The sequence below is a fragment of the Halomonas sp. IOP_14 genome, from assembly GCF_021021315.1.
In the GTDB taxonomy this organism is placed as follows: domain Bacteria; phylum Pseudomonadota; class Gammaproteobacteria; order Pseudomonadales; family Halomonadaceae; genus Vreelandella; species Vreelandella titanicae.
On record NZ_JAINWD010000059.1, the window covers coordinates 1 to 21,406 of the forward strand.

Here is a 21,406-nt window from a genome sequence, read left to right on the forward strand (position 1 = left end):
ATGGCAGTGACTTTTTCAGAGCTTCCCTAAGTGAACGGAGATGTTAGCGCTTGCCATGTTTGTCATTGTTGACAGAATGTATGATGCGCTAACACTTGCCGGGCCTACTTCTGCTTCATTGTTAATAATCTTCTCTAATGTGCTGATTCCAGCAAGCGAATTTCCGACGATAATTCCAATCCTATTTGAAGGAAAATTATAGCCTGGTTGAATATTCGCATCGTCTAAGGCCTCTTGGGCAGCATAAACAGCGTATTGTATAAATGGATCGACCCGTGTAAAGGCTGCTTGTTTAAATCTGGGTTTTGGATTCCAATTACTTAAGGGACAGGAATATTTAACTGGTGCGTTCTCTAATCTATGATCATATTGCGTCAAGACTTTCTTTTGTACAATGTTATCCCAAAACTGACTAACAGTTGCCCCTGCAGAGCACAATACTCCCATTCCCGTTACCACAACTTTATTTGTCATTTTTTTAGCCTCTCTATAGAATCTTCAATATCCTCTAATGTCATTTCTGACATCAAAGATAACGACTCGCTTGGAAGTCCTAGAGTTGCTTCTAGCCCTGACTGTAACTCCACGATAGAAATGGAATCTAAACCTAGTTCATCCAAAGTTTTATTTTCTGAAATGGAGCCTTCTTCCATTTCAAACATATTGATCAAAATTGATTTTATCTCATTCATTGCATTCAACCTCATTGATATAAATAAAGAAAAGGGATAGTCTTATTCCTTCTTGTAATATCTCTATAATGCAGCGTGTAGTATCATTGCTAGAGTCTTTTCGAATCAGTCTGACTAGTAGTTCTTGGTTGTTTTCTGCATATTTGTAAAATTTTGCAAAAATTCTTTTGATGTAAAGATTTTCTATTTTTTTCTTTGATTCTTTGATAGTGCAATACAAACAGAATTGTTTAGCTGACTCCGTAAGGTTATATCCAGTTATATGATCCTGTTTGTGGTCATTGAGTATGCGGTTTTGGGATGGTATTACTATATTTGCAGCTCTTGTGTGACCTGTTTTTCTTATATTTCTGATGCAAACGTCTTTTGGATATTTACATCCTACTTCGTATGGTTCCACCTGAGGAAGGCCATATGCTGTGTGCAACTCAAATCCACCATATTTAACTGATTTTGAAATATTTTCCCCTCTTATTGTTTCATACGCTCTGGCGCTTATGTGACATACAATGATGCTAACCTTACCTATTGTTCTTTCGCCAGATCTAAAATTTACAATAAATTTTTTTGTATGTGAGAGATGTGTGTCTAATATCCTTAAGCTTGCAATAAGGGTATGGTTTTGGGGCTTTTCTTGATAAAGCTCTAGTCGCCATGACTTTAATATGAATCGTGTATTGCTATTTATTTTTAATATCTTGTGCGAAGCAAGTGTTTCTAATTGTCTCGCACACTCAATAAGATACATGGGGTTGATGTATTTTTTGCTGCTACATATTTCTGAAAAATGTTCTTGGTCGTTCAGGGGAGATATCAAGGCAGAAATGCTTGACGCTGTTGTTGATTCAATTTTATTGATGTAAACAGCTTGCGGATTAGCCTTGTGGGTCATTGATATCACTGTCGTGTTATCAGTTTCCATATTGCCTCCTGGCCTGAAGCTGGCTTTATCTGTATATCCGAATGCTTGATTTGAGGATAATTTATTAACTTCTATACGTAACCTGTCAGAAGTGACAGTGCGGTCCTTTGATATGCTAAGTGCCTTTACATAAATTTCTTATGCTTAAAGACATTTAAAACCAGGCAATTACAATATTTTTTTGCGTGTTTTTTTATAATCATTTGCTTAATTATTATGAGCGTGCTTGGCAGCACTGAGACCAAATCTCGTGCCAGCGTTGTTACGCCAGTGCAGCAGTATTATGGCCAATCGCTTGTTTATCGCCTTGACGGATCGATACGCAAAATGCGTAGTTGCGCCGCCTGTTGTTGGATGGGGTAGAGTTAGGCAGTGGTAAACGCATTTAACTTTTAACCTAAACGAGCAGAAACTGAAGGCTCCGGTGGCTGAGAGGTTGCCGATGGCTTTGAAGTATTAAGAGGTGCCCTGGCCCGCGCTGGAGAGGCACTCTATACGCGACTACATGAGCGAACAGCCCCAACTGCTCAAAGAGTGAGGCGTGCTCTCGACGCTAGATGGAAAACTGGAATTCACTCAGGACTTTCTTTTTTTTACCCCCACAACAGCAACTGGCATATTGGTAGGCGGCAGCGCCAATGGTCGGCTGGCTTGGAAAGGTGCTAGCGGTAAAACCTTGAAAGCCATTCAGGATGAGAGCTTGGCGAGTATTTGATATGTGCTTACCGTGCTTCCCTCAGGCTCAATACAATCCTCTACCTGATGCCGCTTTTGAGCATACTCAGCGGGTGACAGTTAATTGAGAGGGAGACTGAAACAACACTGCACTTGCGGCAAAAGAGGCGATGCGCCCAAGTCGCTGTGTGCTTTACTATCAGCAACTGTTATTCACGGAGGAATCACCCATGGCCATAGGCGGCTTGATAGGATTACTGGATGACATTGCCGCATTGGCGAAGTTGACCGCAGCATCACTGGACGATGTGAGTGCCGCCGCTGGGCGTGCGACGGCGAAGGCGGCCGGGGTGGTGGTGGATGATACGGCGGTGACGCCGCAATATTTACAGGGAGTGGCAGCGGAGCGTGAACTGTCGCTTGTGAAGCAGATCGCGCTAGGGTCGATCCGCAACAAGCTGATTTTTATCCTGCCGGTGGCGCTGCTGCTGAATCACTTTTTACCCGCGCTATTGCCGATCATCCTGATGGTGGGTGGCACCTATCTGGCCTTTGAGGGCGCGGAGAAAGTCTGGCACAAGTTTTCCGGTAAGCATGACGACGACAAACCAGCGGTAGAAAAGGGGCCGGAAGCCGAGAAAAAGATCGTGAGTGGTGCCATTCGAACCGACCTGATTCTGTCGGCTGAAATCATGGTGATCGCGCTGGCCACGGTCTCCCATCAAGGGTTCTGGTCACAGCTGGCGAGCCTGGTGGTGGTCGCGTTTTTCATCACTATTTTGGTGTATGGTGTGGTCGCGCTGTTGATCAGGATGGATGATATCGGCCTGAAGCTCGCCCAGCGGGATAGTTCGAGCATGCAGACCCTGGGCCGTGGTCTGGTGACGGCCATGCCCAAGGTACTAGCGACCATCTCGGTCGTGGGAACCGTCGCCATGCTCTGGGTGGGCGGGCATATCCTGATGGTCAACCTGGGGGCCGATGGCACGGGTTGGTTCAACGCACCCTATGCGTGGGTACACCATATTGAGCTAGGCATTAGCGAGGCCACCGGTGCTTTGGGCGGCACGCTGGGCTGGAGCTTTAATACGCTGTGCTCAGCGGTGATTGGCTTTTTGGTGGGTTCAGTGGTGGTGGGGGCGCTGCACCTCATTCCCACCAAGAAGACGCATGCCGAGTAGGTGCACGCTGTGAAGTAAGTATCAGGCATCTAAATGCCCGCCATCAAGGCGGGCATTTTTGTGAGATAGAGTGAAGGTGTTTCCCGTGACCTTACTCTGTCAGTGCCGCTGAATATTGCTGACCGGCGCTCGCCCAGGCAATAACAGCCAAGCCTAAAGCGATCAGCGAAAGGATGGCGCCCGCCCAGTTTGGAGAGGCCAAACCGAACCCGGCGGCAATCGTCGCGCCACCCACCCATGCCCCGATAGCATTACCGAGGTTGAACATGCCGATGTTCACCGACGCTGCCATGGTGGGTGCGCCTGCTTGGCTGGCACGATCCATCACCAGTTTCTGGATCGGGGAGACGGTGGCGAAGCCAAAAGCAGCCATGAGGAAGACAGAGGCCGAGGCCACAATACTGTTCCCTACGCCGAGCCAGAAGACGAAAAGTACCGCAGCCTGCGCGGCAAGGGTCACAAACAGCGTTCCGAAAAGTGAACGGTCAGCAAAGCGACCACCTATCCAGTTACCAACCGCCAGACCCAGCCCGAACAAAACCATCAGTTTTGCCACACCGGTGTCGGAAAACCCTGCCTCTTCGACCATCATCGGGGCGATGTAGGTAATAGAGGTAAAGAAAGCGGCAGGGCCGAAGACGGTAATGCCCATGGCGAGCAGAACCTGGGGGTCTGCGAAGGCACGTAGTTCACTCTTCAAGGCGATGGCCTTGCCCGCTTTGATGGGGGGCACTAGCAGCGCGATGCTGATGACGGTGATAAGACCAATTCCGGCGATCAACCAGAACACTAGCCGCCAGCTGTAGGCTTGCGCGAGCCAGGTGCCAGCAGGGACACCGAACAGGTTGGCCATCGTCAGCCCAGAAAACATGAAGGCGATGGCACTTGCTTGACGGTCTTTCGCTACCAGAGAGGCGGCGATGATGGAGCCAATACCGAAGAAAGTACCGTGGTTGAACGCCGTTAAAATACGGCCCGCCAGCGCGATGGGGAGCGTCGGCGCCACTGCTGTAAGCACGTTACCAAGCGTGAAGATAAGGGCGAGGCTGATTAGCATCGTTTTACGTGGCACCTTGGCGCCTAGAATCGTCAGGATGGGCGCGCCCACGAACACGCCTAACGCGTAGGTGGTGGCCATTAAACCTGACGTGGGTATATCGACGCCGAAATCTCTGGCGATTTGTGGAAGGATGCCAGCGACGACGAATTCCGTCATTCCGATACCGAATGCGCCAATCGCTAACGCGAAAAGTGCTAATGGCATAATAGTGTCTCCATATATGATATTTTCAATCGAATGTGGTTCGGTTATATTTATTTTATTGAAAATAATATTCGGAGGTAAAACGATAATGGTGCCGTCAGATAAAGAAACAGATGCTATTCGGCAGATAAAGCATCATCCGGCTGAACTTGATTCAATTGACCGAAAAATATTAGGCGCTCTCGCCGAAGATGCGTCGCGTAGCTACGCTGAACTCAGCAAGATTGTGCATCTATCCGCCCCCGCTGTTCATGACCGCGTAAAAAGGCTAAAGCGCGATGGGGTCATCAAGGGCACCGTCGCCATACTTGACGGCTGCAAGCTTGGTCGAACGCTGCTGACTTTCTTGCTGGTCGATACCAGTAGCTACAGCGCCACGCGCAAGCTACTGGCCTTTGCCGACAGGCCCGAAGTAGAAGAGCTGCACACCGTGGCAGGAGATGGCTGTGTGCTCATTAAAGTACGTGCGGCGAATACTGAATCTCTCGAAGACTTCCTGATGGAGATTCAGAGCCTTGAAGGCGTCAGGTCTGTCCGCAGCTACATTGCGCTTTCAACCTTCCTGGAAAGAGGCCCATCGCCAGATTAAGCAATTCTGGAAACAGCATCATGGAAGTTTTCGCAGAGTAAGGAGAAGAGCTCGTCCTTTCTTTACTTTGTACTGCTATTGGTCGGGTTTTGCCTGAAAGCCTCGCTTCATGTTGGCAACAATCCGCGCAGCATCTTTCGCCGGAGGCCGGCCGAAAGTGCGGGCATATTCCCGGCCAAACTGCGTGGAGCTTTCGTATCCCACTGCGTGAGCTGCCTCCGTGACACTGTAACCAGTGGAAATCAGTAGTGTCCGCGCCTTAAGTAGCCGAACTTGCTTCTGATACTGCAAGGGGCTGAGCGCCGTCACGGCTTTGAAATGGCGGTGGAACGCCGAGACGCTCATGGCTGCTTCCTTGGCCAGTGCCTCCATCCGTAAGGGCCGTGCATAGTCGTTACGAAGTAGCTGAATGACCTGGTGCACCCGTGCCAGGGCGGTGTCTGGTGTGGCTATGTCGCGCAGCATCCAGCCCATTGGCCCCTGAAGCACGCGATAAAGAATCTCGCGCTCGTAGGCGGGTGCAAGCGCCGCAATGTCGGCTGGCTGCTCCATCAAGCGCAACATGCGCACCCAGGCATCGAGCAGTTCCGGCGTCACGGCTGCTACGGAAAACCCCGTGGCATGCCCGGTGCTGCTGCCAGCATTAGGCAGTTCCGAGAGCAGGCCTGCCAATAGGGTGGCGTCCAGCGTCAGGCTTACCGCAAGGTAGGGATCTCCCGAGTCGCTACTGCGTACAACCCCCGCTGCAGGCAGATCAACTGACATCACAAAATAGGTCGCGGGGTCGTAGTGCAGGGTGCGCCCGCCCACGGTCATGGATTTGCTGCCCTGCAGGATCAGGTTGACCATGGGGTCGTACACGGCGGCAAGCTCGTGTTCTGGAATTGCGCCTTGCACCATCGCCACCCGGGGAATACCGGTCTCGGTGCGGCGGTTTTGCGCGTGGGCAGCCAGGCGGCGGAGTTCGTTGAGTTGTTCTTCCATGGCGCTATTGAATGCCAGTCCAGGAGCAGAGGCAAGCGAAAAGCAGAAATAGGCAGGATTGCGGTAGGAACAGGCGGGGCGTTAGGTGAGCAGGTGCCTATGATGGGGAGACTAAATCTCACTGGAGCGACACATGAATACTATCGTCATTACCGGAGGTAGCCGGGGTATCGGCGCAAGCACGGCACTGCGCTTGCCGGTGGCTACGCCATCTAAAGGAGTGTCTCATGCTTGATCATGTTTTCCTCACCGTGGGTGATACCGAGCGTTCCATTGCTTTTTACGAGCGAGTGCTACCCCTTTTGGGAATTACTAACCGCCACGATTTTGACGGTCATGATGGCCCGCCTGGCCACTCTGATCTGAAGGGGTTCGGCGCCAAGGGGCGTGTGTTTTTCTGGCTAAGGCAGGGAGAGGCGGTGCCCGGTGCGGTGCATGTGGGCTTCGTGGCAGCGTCCGAAGAGGAGGTCAATGCCGCCTATGCCGAAGCTATGACGGCGGGCGCCACCGAGATCCATCCGCCTGGGCCTCAGCTCCACTATGACCCCCGCTATTACGCCGCACAGGTCAGGGATCTTGACGGCTATAGCCTAGAGTTTGTCTACAAAAGCTGGCAGCACTGACCATGAAAACATTGATGATCTATGGCGCCGCCGGTTACACCGGTGGCATGGCGGCAGAGCACGCTGCATCCGCGGGTATTCACCTGGTTGTCGCAGGGCGCGCGAAGGATCGTGAGTCGCTGGACATATTGGCAGGGCGTTTAGGCGCTGATATTCGGCTCTTTTCGCTCGATGACCCAGAGGCAATTGCAAGGGGGCTTGAAGGCATCTCTGTTCTGCTCAACGCCGCCGGGCCTTTTATGAACACGGCCAAGCCGCTGATGTCGGCCGCCATTCGTGCTGGCGTGCACTATCTCGATTTCTCAGCGGAACTCGACTCCTACCGGCAAGCGTTGGCGCTCGACGGGCAGGCGCGTGCTGCGGGTGTCATGCTGCTGCCGGGAAGCGGTGGTAGCGTCGCGATGCTGGGAAGCTTGGCGGGGCATGCCGTGGCGCGAGTCAGCAACCCGCGCAAGATCAGTATCGCTTTGAAGGTGGCGGGGGGAATGTCGAGAGGGTCGGTGACCAGCGCGAGTCAGAACATCACGACGGAGACGCTTCATCTGGTCGGCGGCGAACTCGTTGCCCGCAGTTCAGAGGAGGTGCGCGACTTCGATTTTGGCGAGGGCCCGCTATCGTCGTTCCCTGTCACGCTGCCCGACCTCGTGACACTCCACCATGCGACTGGCGTGCGTGATATAGAAACCTTCGTGCATGTGGCGGCGGGTGCGTTCCCCAGAGGGGATACCAACGAACTCCCTGCGGGGCCCAGTTCCGATGAGCGGGCGGCGAACCGCTACCATGCGGTTGTCGAAGTGACCGACATGGACGGTTCGGTGGCGCGCTCGGTGCTGGATACGGTGAACGGTTACACCTTCACGGCCATAGCGGCAGCGGAAGCTGCCCGGCGAGTGCTTGCCGGTGAGGTGAGGCCCGGCTTCCAAACCCCTGCGGGCCTGTTCGGCCACGGCTTTGCCGAGACCATCGCCGATACGCGAATTACTGATATTCCCATCAGTTGACCTGCTGACAGACCACTTCCACGTTGAAGCCATCGGGATCCAGGACATAGGCGGCGTAGTAGTTGTCGTGGTAGTGGGTGCGAATGCCTGGTGCGCCGTTATCCTCCCCACCCGCTGCCAGCGCGGCGCGATAAAACTCATCGACAATGGCTCGTTTTGCTGCGGCGAAGGCGATATGAACGCCTTCGCCCGGCTGCTCGTTGTCGTGTATCCATAGCCGTGGGTAGCCCTCCATCCCAAAGCCATGCCGTGTGCCGCCGCTGCGCGTGCGGTCTGGTCCTACGGTGATAATTCGGCTGAAACCCAGCGGGGCTAGCGCCTGTTCGTAGAAGCATCGCGATATTTCCGCATCGCGTACGGCGAACTCGACATGGTCAAGAATACTCATGTGTCTTTGCTCTCATCGGGTGTATGAAGAAAGGTTGCGAAGGCCTGGCCAGCCAGTTCGGCTACGGCAAGCAGGCGAGCCCTTGAGCGGCCAGCGCGCGCGCCTGCTGAAAGACCTTGCAGTGTCGTCACGACGTAATCGGCAAGTTTTCGTGCCTGGTGCGGCTGACTTCTCTTGATGTAGCCCTCGATAAAGTCTGCCGCTGCGTCGCCATAGGCGTTGGCCAGTTGGCGGGCCTGAGGATCATCGGCGCGCATGCCTTCAGCCACCATGCAGCCACGCTTGGCTTTTGACTTGGTGTAGAGCCGCACGGCCTGCCGTAGTAAATCATCGATCGCTTCCGACAGAGGCCGGTCGGGCGTCAGGATCTTGTCTGCTGGCAGGTTGGCTTCTGCCACGTAGATTTCTAGGCAGCGTTCATAGAGCCCCGCCTTGTTGCCATAGGCGGCGTAGAGGCTAGGCGGATTGATGCCCAGTGCACGTGTGAGCTCGGCAACCCCTACCGCGTCGTAGCCGCGTTCGTGAAATAGATCCTTGGCAACGGCAACGCCCGCCTCTCTGTCGAAGGGGCGCCGAGATGAGCGTTCTGCAATACCTTCACCAGTGCCTGTTTTGGATGGTTTGCTTTTCATGTTGACGATACCGATTGACTCTTTGGTTTGTAGTGGTCACTATAGCATTGCTTTAGTGACCACTACAAACTGAAAGGTGATGCTGTGAAACAGAACATGAATCGTAACGTTGCTGTCGTGACCGGCGGTAGCAGTGGTATCGGGTTTGCCATCGCCAAGCGCTTGATCGATGACGGAGCCGATGTCGTGATAACGGGGAGGCGGCAAGCGGTATTGGATGAGGCTGTGCACAGGCTGGGCAGCAGCGCTATAGGGATAGTGGCCGATGTCGCCAGTGCTGCGAGCTTGGCATCTTTCTATGAGTCCGTGAAAAACCGCTTCGGGCGTATCGATATCCTGGTGGCCAATGCCGGTGGCGGCAGCCACGCACCGCTTGGGCAGATCACCGAGGAGCAGATCGACCAGCAGCTCTCGACCAACGTTAAAGGCGTGGTGCTGACCGTTCAGGGGGCGCTGGGCTTGATGAGCTCTGGTGCCAGCATTGTGATCGTTGGTTCCTCGTCCTCAATAGACCCAGGGCCGACCATGAGCGTCTACGGTGGTACCAAGGCGGCTGTGCGCAACATGGTGCGCAGTTGGGTGGCGGAACTGAAGGGAACGGGTATTCGCATCAATATCCTGAGCCCTGGGCCCACCAACACAGCTTCATTGCGCGAGGCATTCGGCGAGCACGCCGAGGAAGGCATGGCGTTCCTGACAGAGAAAAGCCCATTGGGGCGCATCGGTGAACCCGAGGAGATTGCCTCGGTCGCGGCCTTTCTGGCCAGTGATGCCGCTAGCTATATCAACGGGGTGGAGTTGTTTGCTGATGGTGGCGCCTCCCAGACATAGGGGGAACGGGCACCGTCGGATAGAGCCATACAATTCCTGGCTATCCTCATCTGCCATTGGCTGAGCTAATGGAAAAAGGCTGCCTTAGCCCCTCCCAAAAGCCCAGAAGAGTTAGTAATTGCCGAGCTATTAATGTAAGTGGCTACTATCGTCAGGAGCTTGATACGAGGACATCAGATATTAACCAGCGAGTCGCACGGTGCTGTAATTAGGTGGCTGCTAAACTCAAGCACTAACAGGCTCGATAACGGCTTGGCTGTCAACGATAAAAAGGGAGGAAAGTGAATGCCTGGACATGACGAAATTGAACTTGGCGGTAAGCGTTTCAAGCATGCCATGGTAGATGCTGGAGATGTCCGTTTGCACACTGTATCAGGTGGCAAAGGCTTTCCCATTTTGCTTATGGCAGGCTTCCCGCAAAGCTGGTACGCGTGGCGTCGCATCATGCCGATACTTGCTGACCATTTTTACGTAGTCGCAATAGATTTACCTGGGCAAGGTGATTCCGACAAACCGGTAGATGGCTATGATACACAAACGGCTGGTGATCGTGTCCATGCGCTAGTTAAGGAGCTTGGTTTCGAGCGCTATCACATTGGTGCGCATGATATTGGTTCGTGGGTCGCTTACCCCTTTGTGGCGCGATTTGCCGATGAAGTAGGTCGGCTAGTCTTGCTTGACGCTAATATCCCAGGCGTGACGCTCAAGCCAACAGTTGAGGTGGGGCCAAACACCTGGAAGTCATGGCACTTCTTTTTTCACCAAGTACCGGATGTCCCTGAGTTTTTAATCACTGGCCGGGAGAGAAGTTATATCGAGTGGTTCTTTCAGCGGAAAACTTTTAATCCCGCCGGTACTTTCTCAACAGCTGATATAGATGAATATGAGCGCGTCTATAAGCAACCCGGAAACCTACGTGGGGCGCTGGCTTATTATCGTGCAGTGCTTGATGACGCCGAGCAGAACGCGTCATTGGCGGCCAAAAAAATTGAGACGCCAATCTTGGCTTTAGGCGGTGATTTCGGCATGTCACCTGATATTTATGACGCTATAAAACCATTAGCGACCCATGTGGAAGGTGGGGTCATTCAGAATTGTGGTCATTACATGCCTGAGGAGCAACCGGATGAAATCGCCGCTAAAATGATCAAATTTTTTAATGGCTGAATAGTATGTCTACTGTGCGCCTATCGAGCTCTGTGTGGATGTAATGGCCGACTGACGATGCCATTCTTTTTGCAGGTTTAAATACGCCGTTGCCGTAACACCATCACTCCCGCCATTAAGATCATGCCCATACCCAACCAGGTCATGGCATCGGGCACTTCGCTGAATAGCAGGTAGCCCCAAAGGCTGGCAAAGATGAGGTAGGCGTAATCAAAGGTGCCGATCAACGCCGAAGGGGCAATTTGATAAGCCCTGGCCACCCCGGTATTCACAATGATCAACAGTAGGGCGTAGGCGCCCACGATCAATAACGCTTCGGCATCTAGCGGTTGCCAACCGGCGAACAGGAACGGCGCGCGTTCAGCGAGTGCTGCTGTGCTGTTGATTGCCACCAGCACACTGAAGAGAGTGCCTGCTGCCAGGAAGGCCAGATTCAACCCCAGGGTCAGAAGTAAGGGATGCTCTCTTTGGCAGTGGTGGCGAGTGACCAGCATTGCTAGCGCATAAAAGAGGGCGGCAAGCACTGGAAGAAGTGTGGCAGGTGTGAAGGTGTCGCCGCCAGGGCGCAACACCACCACCACGCCCAGGAATCCGCAGAGGATGCCCAGCCACGCTTGGCGTGAAAGATGCTCGCCTGCCCCAAAAGCAGCCAGCACGGCAATAAACAGCGGAGTGGTGTAAATGGCGACCGCCGCCACCGAAAGCGGAATCAGCGGCAGTGCTGCGTAGTAGGCTATCCACATCAGCAACAGAAGCAGGCTTCTAATCGCCACCCAGCGGCGCGATTTTACCTTGGGGCGGGGGCCTGAATGGCCAATGATCAACCCTAACAGTATCGGCAGCGATAGTGTGGAGGCGATGACATAGAGTTGCCATAGCGACATACTGGCACTCAGATACTTAACCAGGGCGTCGGTCAACGCCAGCAGAAACACAGCCCCCACGATAAGGCTTATGCCCTGTAGGATATTATCTTGTGGTTCAGCGGTGGCCTTCATTGCAGCGTTCCAGAGTTGAATTCCGCTCTAGAATGCCGCTGCCTCTAGCAGTACTTCAAACAACTTCTGCGTCACAATGCATGAGCTCAGATTATGGATAACTTCATCAAGTCTCTTCCACCACTGGCGACGCTACGACCCTTTGAGGCTGCTGCCAGGCTGGAAAGCTTTTCGCGCGCGGCCGAAGAACTTCACCTGACCCAGGCGGCTATCAGCCGACAGATCCGTGCGCTGGAGGAAGACCTTGGCGTGATGCTTTTCGAGCGCCGTAATCGCAGTGTGTTTCTTACCCGCGAGGGGCGCGAGTTTGGCCGAACGGTCTCCCAGGCGCTGGAGAGTATTGCTACGGGTGCTCAGGCGCTGCGCGGCGACCCGGATGATAAGCGCGTCGTGTTGTTCTGCCAGTTATGCGAAGCGTTCTATTGGCTGATGCCAAAGCTGGCTGACTTCAATCGTCGTTATCCTGAACTTGAGATACAGCTGGCGACCTCGACAAGGCCGATTACCGAATTTAGTGGCAGCTTCGACATTGCGCTGCAAACCAACGGTAGGCCTAGCGGGAGCCATCGATTGGTGTTTACCGCCGAGGACGAGATATTTCCGGTCTGCAGCCCAGCGTACCTGAAAGGGGTCACTACCCCGTTGAGTCTCAACGCTTTGCTGAATCAGCGGCTACTGCACCACCACGCTGACCCGGCGGATTGGCTGGAGTGGGATGGCTGGTTTCGTGCCATGGGGCACTTTGAACTCTCATCAGCGGAGAGTGCTGTTTTCGATAGTTACCCACTGCTATTGCAAGCGGCTGTCGCGGGGCACGGTATCGCCTTGGGTTGGCGGCGCACAACGCAACGCTTAATTGAAAATGGCGAACTGATCCGCCCGGTGGCAGAGAGCTTGCCCCAGCACGATGCGATCGCCCTATACACACGCCAGGGCGCACCCCAACGCCCAGGCAGCGTAGCGTTATTGGGTTGGCTGCGTGAGGTGTTGGGTGAAGAGCAGATTGCTGAAGTGACAGGCTTGGCGTTACGATGATGTGGTTAAGCTGCGCATGGAGAGTAAGCGCTGATCGATTGCCTTCTGACCTAAGCGGCAGCCCTTGAACCTGCTCAAACTTCCCTGTTTCGTTCGTATCGCTCCACGTTTGGAAATGGCGGTACCAATGTTCGCGGCGAATGTTCCAAAGCTCATACGTCGGTTTCAGTTGATTGGGTGAATCAAGGGTGCCAAGGTGTATTTCGATTTCTTCCTCGCTTACCGAAAAAACCGAAGAGCCATATACCGAGCAGAAGTAGCGCCCCTGATAACGGTGCGGTTCGCCTACAATCTGGCAGCTTGCTTGGGGGTAATCGGCAGCGGCATAGAAAAGCGCTCCGTGATGCTTGCGACAATCCATACAGTGGCAAATACCTACCCGGAGCGGTTCGCCATTGGCCACGATTCGGATCTTACCGCAGAGACAGCCACCTGTTAGTTGTTCCATTGCCAATCCCCAGAAGAATCATACATTCAAAGTAAGTGGCACTTTCGATTTTGTCTTGCCGCCGTCTCGTTGGTATTTGATGCCAGCAAACCGAGATAAATCGAGCTGTTGCAGGAGGCGGATTCGCCTAAGAGCCCGGAATTAGTTTGTATCTCGGTTACAAGCAGGCGCGGATATTAAGCGGGTAAATCGCCCTCCCTTGGTTCTTTAAAAGATAGATAATTGGTGAACTAAAGGTACACAAAATTTGATGATATTAAAGAGTCTCATGGCAGATTATTTAGTTAAGTGCTAATTTGTGAACCATGAGTACACTTAATGAAGAAAAGCTAAAGAAGGTGCTTGAAGCCATACCTTCAGGATTCATGGTTGACACCGCATGGCTTGAACGCCACGGTGTCAGCCGTTTCCTTGCTCGCAAATACGTTGATAACGGCTGGCTGGAGCGTGTTAACCGCGGCGTCTTCCGCCGCCCCGCGCCGAACGCAATAAAGTCGGCCACCATCGATTGGAAAACCTGCCTGCTTTCCATGCAGCATATTATGCGCTATGACATCCATATCGGCGGTACCACGGCGCTTGCCCAACAAGGCTACGATCACTATCTGCGTCTGGGCAGCAATGCGCCTGTCTGGGTATATGGCGAGGCCACGCCCAATTGGCTCAGCAAGCTGCCACTCAACGCACCACTTCAAACCCGTAGCACCTCGCTGTTCGCCGACTCATCGCTTGGGTTGGCCAAGGACAACATCAATGCCGAAGGCACGCTGCCATGGGACTGGATGCTTAAAATGTCGGCACCCGAAAGGGCAATTATGGAAGCTATGAACGAGCTGCCCGACCTTGAGAGTTTTCACAACCTCGATATGCTATTTGAGAGCCTGACAACGCTGAGACCTAAACTACTGTCAGCGCTGCTGCATAGTTGTAAGAAGATCAAGGTAAAGCGTCTGTTCTTTGTTTTTGCAGATCGCCACGATCACCCCTGGCGCAAGCGCCTCGACCCAGCAGAGTTCAATCTTGGAAGTGGCGACCGCGCGCTGGTAAAAGGGGGCAAGATACATCCGCGCTATCGGATTATGGTGCCTGAAGCGTTTGTAACGGCGGAGGCCAACGATGGCACGTGAAACCTATGAAGCACAGGTCGCACTTCTTGTGCGTATTCTCCCGCATGTCGCCAAGGAAGATGTATTCGCGCTCAAGGGCGGCACGGCGATAAACCTGTTCTATCGTGATCTTCCGCGTTTGTCGGTCGATATCGACCTGACCTACCTGCCGGTGAAAGATCGAATCGATAGCCTTTCCGAGATCAACAACGCGATGGATCGCATTGCGGGGGCCATTGAAGGCGGTATCGTTGGTGCCAAAACACAACGTATAAAGGGCGGCGGTGGTGGTGCCACTCGTCTTCTTGCTCGCATGGGCGGTGTAGAGATCAAGATCGAAACCTCTCCAGTCACACGCGGTGTCGTTCATGAGCCTGAAACGCTTTCCGTCTCCGAAGCTGTTGAAGATGAGTTCGGCTACGCAGAGATGCAGATTGTCTCCTTCGAAGATCTGTTCGGCGGTAAGTTGAACGCAGCCGTCGACCGTCAGCATCCGCGCGACCTTTACGATGTGAAGCTGCTTTACGAGAACGAGGGCCTAACGGATGATCTATTTCGCACCTTTTTGATCTACATTGCGAGTTCGTCGCGCCCCGCGCATGAGCTGCTGAATCCGAATCTCATCAATCTTGATCAGCCTTATACTCAAGAATTTGAGGGAATGACCAGAGCTTCTGTCAGTCTCCAAGAGCTCTTCGACACCCGTAAACGATTGATTGCAGATATTCATTCCCGCTTCGATGAGAACACCAAGCAATTCCTAATGAGCCTGCATGACGGTATGCCCGATTTTGATGCTATTGATCGCCCTCGGGCGGCGGATCTGCCTGCCGTACGCTGGAAGCTTATCAATCTGGGAAAACTGAAAAACGAAAATGCCGCCAAGCATGCTGAGCAACGGAGAAAGCTGGAAGTGTTGCTAGGGTAGGTAGATCGGAGCGGCGCCCTCGGTGTGATATGGAATGTGGACATCACGCTTCACTATCTAAGTCGCTGATTAATGCATCCATCGAGAAATCGTCCACGAATTCACCAGCTCTAGCTTGTCTGGTACCTTGAGCTAGATGTGTACGTAGCGCCTCAAGTTTGCTTTTGCGTTTTTCCAAGCTAAGACTTGTTGACGTCATAGAATGCTTCCCGTGTTCAAAAGTAATAAATATGGATATGGCTGACAAGAAAGGCAAGAGGCCTAACTGGTGCGGTCTACTGAGCATTTCTACTGTTTAACCCACTCTTCTTTACCAACAAGTCCGCTGATGAGCCCACGAGCCGAATAGAAGTCATAATCGGCTCATAATATGAGCTGAATGGAGGCAATCGGCTCGTGTATGGCTAAACAGGGCGCACGAAGAAGAGATCAAACGGAGCTGCTTGAAGCTCTATATATACAAGTTTCTGATGCCTTCCCTGAATGCTTACTGTCCAGACGATTTGCCAGTGGCACAGATCTTGGCTAGGCAATGTGTATTGTTGGGCAGGTCAATATCGAACTGTTGATATGTCCAAACCGAATATTCGGTTTGCGTCGCCACTACAAATCCACAAACTGACACACCCGAAACGGCTGAGTGCTATCTAACCATTCCCCGCCACAATCAACATCGTCGCCACAATAGACAACGCTATCCCCACCATTCTGGTGCCGCTAACCGCCTCCTTGCGAACCAGTGAGCCGAATACGACGGGTATCAGCGGGTACATCGACACAATCACAATGCTGATAATGGTGAGCTGTCCTTGCCGTGATAGCGCATAGAGCGTAAGCCCTAGAGCGCTGATACCGCCCGCCATCGTTGAGAAAAGTGGAAGGCGTATTTGAGCTGGCTTCGTGCGTTGGTAAAACGGCAGTAGACACACGGCACCGTTTAGCATGCATAGGGCGATGCCATACAGCGCCGCATGGTCGGGCACCTGCCCAAGAAAGTGCAGCTGCAGAGAAAACCCCAACCCTGCACCTAACCCAAAGAGCAGGCCTGTTCTGATTATGCTGCTCACCTGCCCTTTGTTTATCTTACCTCCGCCCGTCGTTAGCCAGATAGCGGGCAAGGCGATCATCACACCTAGCCATACCCAAGCGTTGGGCCGCTCGCCAAGAAATACCAAAGAGAGCCCAAGGGCGATGGTTACCATCGAGACAGCGCTAACAGGCACTACGATAGCAAAGGGAGCCTGCGATAAGCCTTTATAAAGCAGCAATGCGCCCAGGGCTGAGCCAAGGCCAGCAAGCGTACCCCATTTCCAGGTATCTGGCTCCCATGTGGAAAAGAGCAGCGCGACTGCAAGACTGACAAGCGCCCCGCCCAGATGGGTGTAAAAACCAATATTAAGCGGCGGGTAAAAACGGGCGAGCAAGCCATTGATAAAGTGTGTACTGCCGAGCAACAACATGGCGCTTAGTGCCAGAACGATGGACATGGGATTTCCAGGTCAGGATGATAAATGAAAGGCCAGCATAGAAGTCGCTAGTGCTTGGCTGGAAACTCGGTTCGCTCATGGCCGTTATGAGGAGGGATGATGATAAGAGGCGCCGACATCTCTATTGCCCAACTACGTGTGCTGCTTGCGGTAGTGGAAGAGCAATCCTATACCCGGGCGGCGGCGCGACTGGGCGTTAGCCAATCTGGCGTAAGTCACTCAATGCAGGCATTGGAAAAGCTGGTAGGTGGCCCACTTATCACAAAAGCGGCGGAAAGATGGGAGCCGACTGCCTTAGGCGAGTTAGTGCTTACTAGTGCCAGAAAGGTTGTAGGAGAGTTTCAGGTATTGAGCCAGCAAGTGGCCCAATTTCATAATGAAGTAGATGAAACGCTGAAAATAGGTGTAATTCCCAGTGCATTAACAGGATGGTTATCCCCACACCTTTCTAGCTTAACGAGCCGCTACCCTGATGCCATTAGCCTTGTGCTGGAAGGCATGGAGGAAGAGATAAAGGAGTGGGTGGAAAGCGGCGTGGTTGATATGGGCATAACCACCGATGTGACGCAGCTTAATCTCACCTACTGGTGTGAGCACTTCGATTGGCAGCTACTAAAGAAGGATGAGGTCGTTGCCGTTTTACCCGAGAACCATTCACTCTGCAAACAAGCTAGCGTTACGGTAGCGGAGCTTGCCGATCATCCGTTGATTATGTCGTCAGGGGGTTGTGAGGCGCTTATTCAGCAGATATTTGCTCACTCATTGGAGGAAGTCGATACTTTTCAGGTGGATTTTTGGGTACGTGATACGCGCACGCTGTTGCAGATGGTTGCTGGCGATGTCGGTGTTAGCCTAGTGCCCACACTGGCGTTAAACAATAAGCCAGCAGCTAATGTGGTAACGCTGCCGTTATCTCCCCAACGTGACCGGAACCTGATTGCCTTTTGGGCTAAATGGCAGCCGCTGAATCAGGTCGGCCAACAACTACTGAAAGAGTGCAAAGCGTAACGGGCTTTCCATCGCATGGTGTGAATGTATTACGGATGGATGAGCATGGTAATCTGTCTCGTAACGATTGGCAGAGGTCTCCATGGTTAATAACCACCACGATACCGGCTACAAAGAGTTGTTTAGTTATCCTGAATTTGTTCAGCAACTCATCGAAGGCTTTGCTCCCGCCGAGATTGCCCGGTTAATGGATTTTTCTACCCTGAAGAGCCAGAGCGGCAACTACATTACGCCACTGTTCGAAGAAAAAATTGAGGACGTGGTGTGGTCAGTCAACGTTAACTGGCAAGGGATGACCCAAGAGGTGTACCTGTACATCTTGTTGGAGTTTCAGTCCTCGGTGGATCGCACCATGCCGGTTCGGCTGATGCACTACGCCGCTTGCTTCTACAGTGAATTGCTCAAGCAGAAGGTCATCACACCCGGCCAGGGCTTACCGCCGGTGTTTCCGGTAGTGCTTTATAACGGCTCAGAGCGCTGGACGGCATCGTTAGATCTCTATGACATGATCATGCCGGAACCGCCGGGTCTCCTACAGGTCTACCAGCCACGCATGCGTTATTATTTAGTCGATGAAGGGCGCTATACTGATGAGCAGCTAGGCTTGGTGCAGTCGCCGTTAAGCGGGGTGTTCAGTATCGAGAAGGCTTCCACAAATCGCCAGGGGCTTCAGCAAGCTGTGGATCGGATTGTGGCGATTATTCAGGCCGATTCTCACAAAGAGCGTATCGACAAGATTATTACCCGCTGGCTTAAACGCCACTTGCAGCGGCTCGGGGCTGAGGTCGACCTCAATCAGCTCAACAGTTTGGTGGAGGATAAAGACATGTTGGCAGAAAATTTGGAAAACTGGGCTCAGCAAGAACGCCAAGTAGGCATTCAGGAAGGCGAAAAGCTGGGCATCGAGAAAGGTGAAAAGCTAGGCATCGAGAAAACTGCCCGTAATCTGCTCAAGCTGGGGGTGCTGAGTGATGAGCAGATTGCAGGAGCGACAGGCTTGGCGTTAGAGGATGTGGCTAAGCTGCGCACTGAAGGCCAGCGCTGATCCTTGCTTTCATTTACGTATTCCCGCTTCACACATAAAACGAGAGGGCAGTCCAATTGGCTGCCCTTTCTGTATTTGGTTGCTGAGGATGGCAGACATTCCCCATGCCATGAAAGCCCCCAGCGTCAGGTTAAGTGTTGCACATACTGATATTCTTTTTTAAATTTTTATTAGGGAGTTAAAAGAGACACTTGGGTCTATCTATTTAGATGAACGTCGGCAAGCATATGAATTGCTGCTTCAATGGTTGTCAATTGACAACCATTGAAGGGGGCTTCATACTCAGAGGCAAATAATGACTCGTCCATCACATCCGAAAAAAGAGATCGAAACTGCCCTCAAACATGCGGAAGCGGAGGGCTGGCGAGTTGAAGTCGGCGGTAGTCACGCCTGGGGCAAGATTTACTGTCCCTATAATGATGATGAATGCCGCTGCGGTGAGTTTTGTATCGCGAGCGTGTGGAGTACACCGAAAAATCCCGGCAGCCACGCCCGGGCAATTCGGAGAGTGGTGGACAAGTGCTCGACCCACAAGCGTCGAGACGAAGCGGAGCCGGAGGATTGAAGAATGGAATATGTTTTTACGCTGAAATACCAACTGGCTGATAGTGATTCCGACCTAGATGCGCTGGTGGGGCGTTTGGGCACTGCCGGTTGCGATGATGCTCTGGTGGGCGTGGGGCAGCCGGGCCGCTTGGCGCTGGAATTCTCTCGTGAAGCGGGCAGCGCCGCGGAAGCGGTTCGCACTGCCCTGGTTGACGTAAAAAAAGCAATCCCTTCCGCGCGGCTGATCGAGGCTTCGCCGGATCTTGTTGGCCTGACGGATGTAGCAGACGTTGTGGGCGTATCCCGACAGGCAATGCGAAAGTTGATGCTCACCCACCGAGCGACGTTTCCTATGCCGGTTCACGAAGGCAGTGCCTCAATCTGGCACCTGGCGGAGGTGCTTGACTGGTTGATGACCCGAGGGGGTTACCAAATTGATGTTGGCGTGCTGGATATTGCGAAAGTAGCATTAGAAGTGAATATAGCCAAAGAGGCGATCCGCCATCCGGTTCGTAGCCGCGAGGAAATGGAGTTGCTGACCGCGTAGCCAACAGCTCAACAGTTTGTTGGAGGATAAAGACATGTTGGCAGAAAATTTGGAAAACTGGGCTCAGCAAGAACGCCAGGAAGGCGAAAAGCTGGGCATTGAGAAAACGGCCCGTAATCTGCTCAAGCTGGGAGTGCTGAGTGACGAGCAGATTGCTGAAGCGACAGGCTTGGTGCTAGAGGATGTGGTTAAGCTGCGCACTGAAGGTAAGCGCTGATCGATTACCTTCTGACCTAAGCGGCAGCCCTTGAACCCGCTCAATCTTCCCGATCTCGTTCGTATCGCTCCACGTTTTGAAATGGCGGTAGCCAATGTTCGCGGCGAATGCCCCAAAGCTCATACGTCGGTTTAAGTTGATTGGGTGAATCAAGGGTACCAAGGTGTATTTCGATTTCTTCCTCGCTTACCGAAAAAACCGACGAACCGCATGCGGAACAGAAGTAGCGCCCCTGATAACTGTGCGGTTCGCCTTCGATAATGACAGCTTGCTTGGGATAATCAGCAGCCGCATAGAAAAGCGCCCCATGATGCTTGCGACAATCCATACAGTGGCAAATACCTACCCGAAGCGGCTCGCCATTGGCCAAGATTCGGATCTTACCGCAGAGACAGCCACCTGTTAGTTGTTCCATTGCCAATCTCCAGAAGATTCATACATTCAAAGTAGGTGGCACTTTTTGTTTTGTCTTGCTGCCGTCTCGTTGGTATTTGATGCCCGCAAACCGATAAAAGCTAGCTGTTGCAGGAGGCGGATTTGCCTTAGAGCCCGGAATTAGTTTGTATCTCGGTTACAAGCAGGCGCGGATATTAAGCTGGTAAATCGCCTCCCCGTGGGTCTTTAAAAGATAGGTGCTTTGTGAACTAAAAGTACACAAAATTTGACGATATTAAAGAGCCTTATGGAAGATTCTTTAGTTAATCAACGCCGAAGACACGCTGCCATGGGACTGGACGCTCAAGAGGTCGGCACTCGAAAGGGCAATTATGGAAGCTATGGACGAGCTGCCCGACCATGAGAGTTTTCACAATCTCGATATGCTATTTGAGAGCCTGACAACGCTGCGCCCTAAACTACTGGCAGCTCTGCTGCAGAGTTGTAAGTAGATCAAGGTAAAGCGGCTATTCTTTGTCTTTGTCGATCGCCTCGATCCCCCCTGGCGCAAGCGCTTCGACCCAGCAGAGTTCAATCTCGGCAGCGGCGACCGTGCACTGGTAAAGGGGGCAAGATACGTCCGCGCTATCGGATTATGGCGCCTGAAGCGTTTGTAAGGACGGAGACCAACGATGGCACGTGAAACCTATGAAGCAC

Annotated in this window: 25 protein-coding genes and 2 pseudogenes; 16 read left to right on the plus strand and 11 right to left on the minus strand. The window is 52.7% G+C overall.

Annotated elements, in window-relative coordinates:
* Window positions 1–15 precede the first annotated feature (15 nt).
* From K7H09_RS22975 to K7H09_RS22985, 3 genes are read right to left on the minus strand one after another with little or no spacing between them, the layout of a single operon-like run.
* Complete coding sequence (locus tag K7H09_RS22975; protein WP_230806134.1) at window positions 16–474, minus strand: beta-ketoacyl synthase N-terminal-like domain-containing protein; 459 nt, start codon at window positions 472–474, stop codon at window positions 16–18.
* On the minus strand, window positions 471–692 hold the full coding sequence (locus K7H09_RS22980; RefSeq protein ID WP_230806136.1) for an acyl carrier protein: 222 nt from the start codon (window positions 690–692) through the stop codon (window positions 471–473). Before K7H09_RS22980 ends, K7H09_RS22975 begins: the two co-directional genes overlap by 4 nt.
* Window positions 685–1,614: an AfsA-related hotdog domain-containing protein gene (locus K7H09_RS22985; RefSeq protein ID WP_230806138.1), complete on the minus strand. Its 930-nt coding sequence runs from the start codon at window positions 1,612–1,614 to the stop codon at window positions 685–687. Before K7H09_RS22985 ends, K7H09_RS22980 begins: the two co-directional genes overlap by 8 nt.
* Before the next feature lie 541 nt (window positions 1,615–2,155).
* Between K7H09_RS22985 and K7H09_RS22990 the strand changes: the two genes are divergently transcribed.
* Together K7H09_RS22990 and K7H09_RS22995 are read left to right on the plus strand one after the other, a co-directional pair.
* The gene (locus K7H09_RS22990) at window positions 2,156–2,329 is read left to right on the plus strand and encodes a DUF4357 domain-containing protein (protein WP_230806140.1); all 174 of its coding nucleotides are present in this window, start codon (window positions 2,156–2,158) and stop codon (window positions 2,327–2,329) included.
* 190 nt (window positions 2,330–2,519) lie between these two features.
* Entirely contained in the window at window positions 2,520–3,470 is a 951-nt protein-coding gene (locus K7H09_RS22995; protein WP_230806143.1) for a DUF808 domain-containing protein, read from the plus strand.
* 91 nt (window positions 3,471–3,561) lie between these two features.
* Here K7H09_RS22995 and K7H09_RS23000 read toward each other — a convergent pair whose 3' ends face one another.
* Window positions 3,562–4,734 carry an MFS transporter gene (locus K7H09_RS23000; RefSeq protein ID WP_230806145.1) on the minus strand — a complete coding sequence of 391 codons (1,173 nt, stop codon included), beginning with the start codon at window positions 4,732–4,734 and terminating at the stop codon, window positions 3,562–3,564.
* A 16-nt stretch (window positions 4,735–4,750) separates the two neighbouring features.
* On the opposite strand from K7H09_RS23000, the gene K7H09_RS23005 reads away from it, so the two are divergent.
* Window positions 4,751–5,323 (plus strand): Lrp/AsnC family transcriptional regulator, encoded by a 573-nt coding sequence (locus K7H09_RS23005; protein WP_230806147.1) that lies wholly within the window; start codon window positions 4,751–4,753, stop codon window positions 5,321–5,323.
* Window positions 5,324–5,398: 75 nt separating this feature from the next.
* Here K7H09_RS23005 and K7H09_RS23010 read toward each other — a convergent pair whose 3' ends face one another.
* The gene (locus K7H09_RS23010) at window positions 5,399–6,307 is read right to left on the minus strand and encodes an AraC family transcriptional regulator (RefSeq protein ID WP_230806149.1); all 909 of its coding nucleotides are present in this window, start codon (window positions 6,305–6,307) and stop codon (window positions 5,399–5,401) included.
* A gap of 227 nt (window positions 6,308–6,534) precedes the next feature.
* Between K7H09_RS23010 and K7H09_RS23015 the strand changes: the two genes are divergently transcribed.
* Together K7H09_RS23015 and K7H09_RS23020 are read left to right on the plus strand one after the other, a co-directional pair.
* The gene (locus tag K7H09_RS23015; RefSeq protein ID WP_230806151.1) at window positions 6,535–6,930 is read left to right on the plus strand and encodes a VOC family protein; all 396 of its coding nucleotides are present in this window, start codon (window positions 6,535–6,537) and stop codon (window positions 6,928–6,930) included.
* A gap of 2 nt (window positions 6,931–6,932) precedes the next feature.
* Window positions 6,933–7,931, plus strand: coding sequence for a saccharopine dehydrogenase NADP-binding domain-containing protein (locus tag K7H09_RS23020; RefSeq protein WP_230806153.1), 999 nt, complete (start codon window positions 6,933–6,935; stop codon window positions 7,929–7,931).
* Here K7H09_RS23020 and K7H09_RS23025 read toward each other — a convergent pair.
* Together K7H09_RS23025 and K7H09_RS23030 are read right to left on the minus strand one after the other, a co-directional pair.
* Window positions 7,924–8,319 carry a VOC family protein gene (locus tag K7H09_RS23025; RefSeq protein WP_230806155.1) on the minus strand — a complete coding sequence of 132 codons (396 nt, stop codon included), beginning with the start codon at window positions 8,317–8,319 and terminating at the stop codon, window positions 7,924–7,926. The two genes, K7H09_RS23020 and K7H09_RS23025, sit on opposite strands and share 8 nt — an antisense overlap.
* Window positions 8,316–8,951 carry a TetR/AcrR family transcriptional regulator gene (locus tag K7H09_RS23030; RefSeq protein WP_230806157.1) on the minus strand — a complete coding sequence of 212 codons (636 nt, stop codon included), beginning with the start codon at window positions 8,949–8,951 and terminating at the stop codon, window positions 8,316–8,318. The genes K7H09_RS23025 and K7H09_RS23030 overlap by 4 nt, the downstream gene beginning before the upstream one ends.
* A gap of 96 nt (window positions 8,952–9,047) precedes the next feature.
* Between K7H09_RS23030 and K7H09_RS23035 the strand changes: the two genes are divergently transcribed.
* Both K7H09_RS23035 and K7H09_RS23040 read left to right on the plus strand, forming a co-directional pair.
* A complete protein-coding gene (locus tag K7H09_RS23035; protein ID WP_230806159.1) occupies window positions 9,048–9,782 on the plus strand; it encodes an SDR family NAD(P)-dependent oxidoreductase in 735 nt (244 codons plus the stop codon).
* 285 nt (window positions 9,783–10,067) lie between these two features.
* On the plus strand, window positions 10,068–10,949 hold the full coding sequence (locus K7H09_RS23040) for an alpha/beta fold hydrolase (protein ID WP_230806161.1): 882 nt from the start codon (window positions 10,068–10,070) through the stop codon (window positions 10,947–10,949).
* 77 nt (window positions 10,950–11,026) lie between these two features.
* Here K7H09_RS23040 and K7H09_RS23045 read toward each other — a convergent pair whose 3' ends face one another.
* Window positions 11,027–11,947, minus strand: coding sequence for a DMT family transporter (locus K7H09_RS23045; RefSeq protein ID WP_230806163.1), 921 nt, complete (start codon window positions 11,945–11,947; stop codon window positions 11,027–11,029).
* A 93-nt stretch (window positions 11,948–12,040) separates the two neighbouring features.
* On the opposite strand from K7H09_RS23045, the gene K7H09_RS23050 reads away from it, so the two are divergent.
* Entirely contained in the window at window positions 12,041–12,982 is a 942-nt protein-coding gene (locus tag K7H09_RS23050; RefSeq protein WP_230806165.1) for a LysR substrate-binding domain-containing protein, read from the plus strand.
* Window positions 12,983–13,184: 202 nt separating this feature from the next.
* On the opposite strand, the pseudogene K7H09_RS24575 reads toward K7H09_RS23050, so the two are convergent.
* A pseudogene (locus K7H09_RS24575) lies at window positions 13,185–13,430 on the minus strand (GFA family protein); the annotation flags it as partial.
* A gap of 305 nt (window positions 13,431–13,735) precedes the next feature.
* On the opposite strand from K7H09_RS24575, the gene K7H09_RS23060 reads away from it, so the two are divergent.
* Both K7H09_RS23060 and K7H09_RS23065 read left to right on the plus strand, forming a co-directional pair.
* Window positions 13,736–14,557 (plus strand): type IV toxin-antitoxin system AbiEi family antitoxin, encoded by an 822-nt coding sequence (locus K7H09_RS23060; protein ID WP_009286824.1) that lies wholly within the window; start codon window positions 13,736–13,738, stop codon window positions 14,555–14,557.
* Entirely contained in the window at window positions 14,547–15,464 is a 918-nt protein-coding gene (locus K7H09_RS23065; protein ID WP_230806169.1) for a nucleotidyl transferase AbiEii/AbiGii toxin family protein, read from the plus strand. Before K7H09_RS23060 ends, K7H09_RS23065 begins: the two co-directional genes overlap by 11 nt.
* A gap of 647 nt (window positions 15,465–16,111) precedes the next feature.
* On the opposite strand, the gene K7H09_RS23075 is transcribed toward K7H09_RS23065, so the two are convergent.
* The gene (locus K7H09_RS23075; RefSeq protein WP_230806172.1) at window positions 16,112–16,951 is read right to left on the minus strand and encodes an EamA family transporter; all 840 of its coding nucleotides are present in this window, start codon (window positions 16,949–16,951) and stop codon (window positions 16,112–16,114) included.
* Between the two features lie 96 nt (window positions 16,952–17,047).
* Here K7H09_RS23075 and K7H09_RS23080 point away from each other — a divergent pair, with 96 nt between their 5' ends.
* The 5 genes from K7H09_RS23080 (at window position 17,048) to K7H09_RS23100 (ending at window position 20,314) form a co-directional block, all read left to right on the plus strand.
* A complete protein-coding gene (locus K7H09_RS23080) occupies window positions 17,048–17,959 on the plus strand; it encodes a LysR family transcriptional regulator (RefSeq protein ID WP_230806174.1) in 912 nt (303 codons plus the stop codon).
* Window positions 17,960–18,041: 82 nt separating this feature from the next.
* Window positions 18,042–19,004 (plus strand): Rpn family recombination-promoting nuclease/putative transposase, encoded by a 963-nt coding sequence (locus K7H09_RS23085; protein ID WP_039858806.1) that lies wholly within the window; start codon window positions 18,042–18,044, stop codon window positions 19,002–19,004.
* A 295-nt stretch (window positions 19,005–19,299) separates the two neighbouring features.
* Window positions 19,300–19,569 carry a hypothetical protein gene (locus K7H09_RS23090; protein WP_081742660.1) on the plus strand — a complete coding sequence of 90 codons (270 nt, stop codon included), beginning with the start codon at window positions 19,300–19,302 and terminating at the stop codon, window positions 19,567–19,569.
* A gap of 3 nt (window positions 19,570–19,572) precedes the next feature.
* Window positions 19,573–20,097 (plus strand): helix-turn-helix transcriptional regulator, encoded by a 525-nt coding sequence (locus tag K7H09_RS23095; protein ID WP_190373908.1) that lies wholly within the window; start codon window positions 19,573–19,575, stop codon window positions 20,095–20,097.
* Window positions 20,098–20,131: 34 nt separating this feature from the next.
* Window positions 20,132–20,314: a hypothetical protein gene (locus tag K7H09_RS23100; protein ID WP_039858808.1), complete on the plus strand. Its 183-nt coding sequence runs from the start codon at window positions 20,132–20,134 to the stop codon at window positions 20,312–20,314.
* 40 nt (window positions 20,315–20,354) lie between these two features.
* Here K7H09_RS23100 and K7H09_RS23105 read toward each other — a convergent pair whose 3' ends face one another.
* Complete coding sequence (locus K7H09_RS23105; RefSeq protein ID WP_039858811.1) at window positions 20,355–20,729, minus strand: GFA family protein; 375 nt, start codon at window positions 20,727–20,729, stop codon at window positions 20,355–20,357.
* Between the two features lie 361 nt (window positions 20,730–21,090).
* Here K7H09_RS23105 and K7H09_RS23110 point away from each other — a divergent pair.
* Window positions 21,091–21,366, plus strand: a pseudogene (locus tag K7H09_RS23110) (type IV toxin-antitoxin system AbiEi family antitoxin domain-containing protein).
* The last annotated feature ends 40 nt before the right edge of the window (window positions 21,367–21,406 follow it).

Coding starts and splice junctions, on each gene's coding strand:
- K7H09_RS22975 (WP_230806134.1), bottom strand. CDS start 474: ATGACAAATAAAGTTGTGGTAACGGGAATGGGAGTATTGTGCTCTGCA.
- K7H09_RS22980 (WP_230806136.1), bottom strand. CDS start 692: ATGAATGAGATAAAATCAATTTTGATCAATATGTTTGAAATGGAAGAA.
- K7H09_RS22985 (WP_230806138.1), bottom strand. CDS start 1,614: ATGGAAACTGATAACACGACAGTGATATCAATGACCCACAAGGCTAAT.
- K7H09_RS22995 (WP_230806143.1), top strand. CDS start 2,520: ATGGCCATAGGCGGCTTGATAGGATTACTGGATGACATTGCCGCATTG.
- K7H09_RS23000 (WP_230806145.1), bottom strand. CDS start 4,734: ATGCCATTAGCACTTTTCGCGTTAGCGATTGGCGCATTCGGTATCGGA.
- K7H09_RS23005 (WP_230806147.1), top strand. CDS start 4,751: ATGATATTTTCAATCGAATGTGGTTCGGTTATATTTATTTTATTGAAA.
- K7H09_RS23010 (WP_230806149.1), bottom strand. CDS start 6,307: ATGGAAGAACAACTCAACGAACTCCGCCGCCTGGCTGCCCACGCGCAA.
- K7H09_RS23015 (WP_230806151.1), top strand. CDS start 6,535: ATGCTTGATCATGTTTTCCTCACCGTGGGTGATACCGAGCGTTCCATT.
- K7H09_RS23020 (WP_230806153.1), top strand. CDS start 6,933: ATGAAAACATTGATGATCTATGGCGCCGCCGGTTACACCGGTGGCATG.
- K7H09_RS23025 (WP_230806155.1), bottom strand. CDS start 8,319: ATGAGTATTCTTGACCATGTCGAGTTCGCCGTACGCGATGCGGAAATA.
- K7H09_RS23030 (WP_230806157.1), bottom strand. CDS start 8,951: ATGAAAAGCAAACCATCCAAAACAGGCACTGGTGAAGGTATTGCAGAA.
- K7H09_RS23035 (WP_230806159.1), top strand. CDS start 9,048: ATGAATCGTAACGTTGCTGTCGTGACCGGCGGTAGCAGTGGTATCGGG.
- K7H09_RS23040 (WP_230806161.1), top strand. CDS start 10,068: ATGCCTGGACATGACGAAATTGAACTTGGCGGTAAGCGTTTCAAGCAT.
- K7H09_RS23045 (WP_230806163.1), bottom strand. CDS start 11,947: ATGAAGGCCACCGCTGAACCACAAGATAATATCCTACAGGGCATAAGC.
- K7H09_RS23050 (WP_230806165.1), top strand. CDS start 12,041: ATGGATAACTTCATCAAGTCTCTTCCACCACTGGCGACGCTACGACCC.
- K7H09_RS23060 (WP_009286824.1), top strand. CDS start 13,736: ATGAGTACACTTAATGAAGAAAAGCTAAAGAAGGTGCTTGAAGCCATA.
- K7H09_RS23065 (WP_230806169.1), top strand. CDS start 14,547: ATGGCACGTGAAACCTATGAAGCACAGGTCGCACTTCTTGTGCGTATT.
- K7H09_RS23075 (WP_230806172.1), bottom strand. CDS start 16,951: ATGTCCATCGTTCTGGCACTAAGCGCCATGTTGTTGCTCGGCAGTACA.
- K7H09_RS23080 (WP_230806174.1), top strand. CDS start 17,048: ATGATGATAAGAGGCGCCGACATCTCTATTGCCCAACTACGTGTGCTG.
- K7H09_RS23085 (WP_039858806.1), top strand. CDS start 18,042: ATGGTTAATAACCACCACGATACCGGCTACAAAGAGTTGTTTAGTTAT.
- K7H09_RS23090 (WP_081742660.1), top strand. CDS start 19,300: ATGACTCGTCCATCACATCCGAAAAAAGAGATCGAAACTGCCCTCAAA.
- K7H09_RS23095 (WP_190373908.1), top strand. CDS start 19,573: ATGGAATATGTTTTTACGCTGAAATACCAACTGGCTGATAGTGATTCC.
- K7H09_RS23100 (WP_039858808.1), top strand. CDS start 20,132: ATGTTGGCAGAAAATTTGGAAAACTGGGCTCAGCAAGAACGCCAGGAA.
- K7H09_RS23105 (WP_039858811.1), bottom strand. CDS start 20,729: ATGGAACAACTAACAGGTGGCTGTCTCTGCGGTAAGATCCGAATCTTG.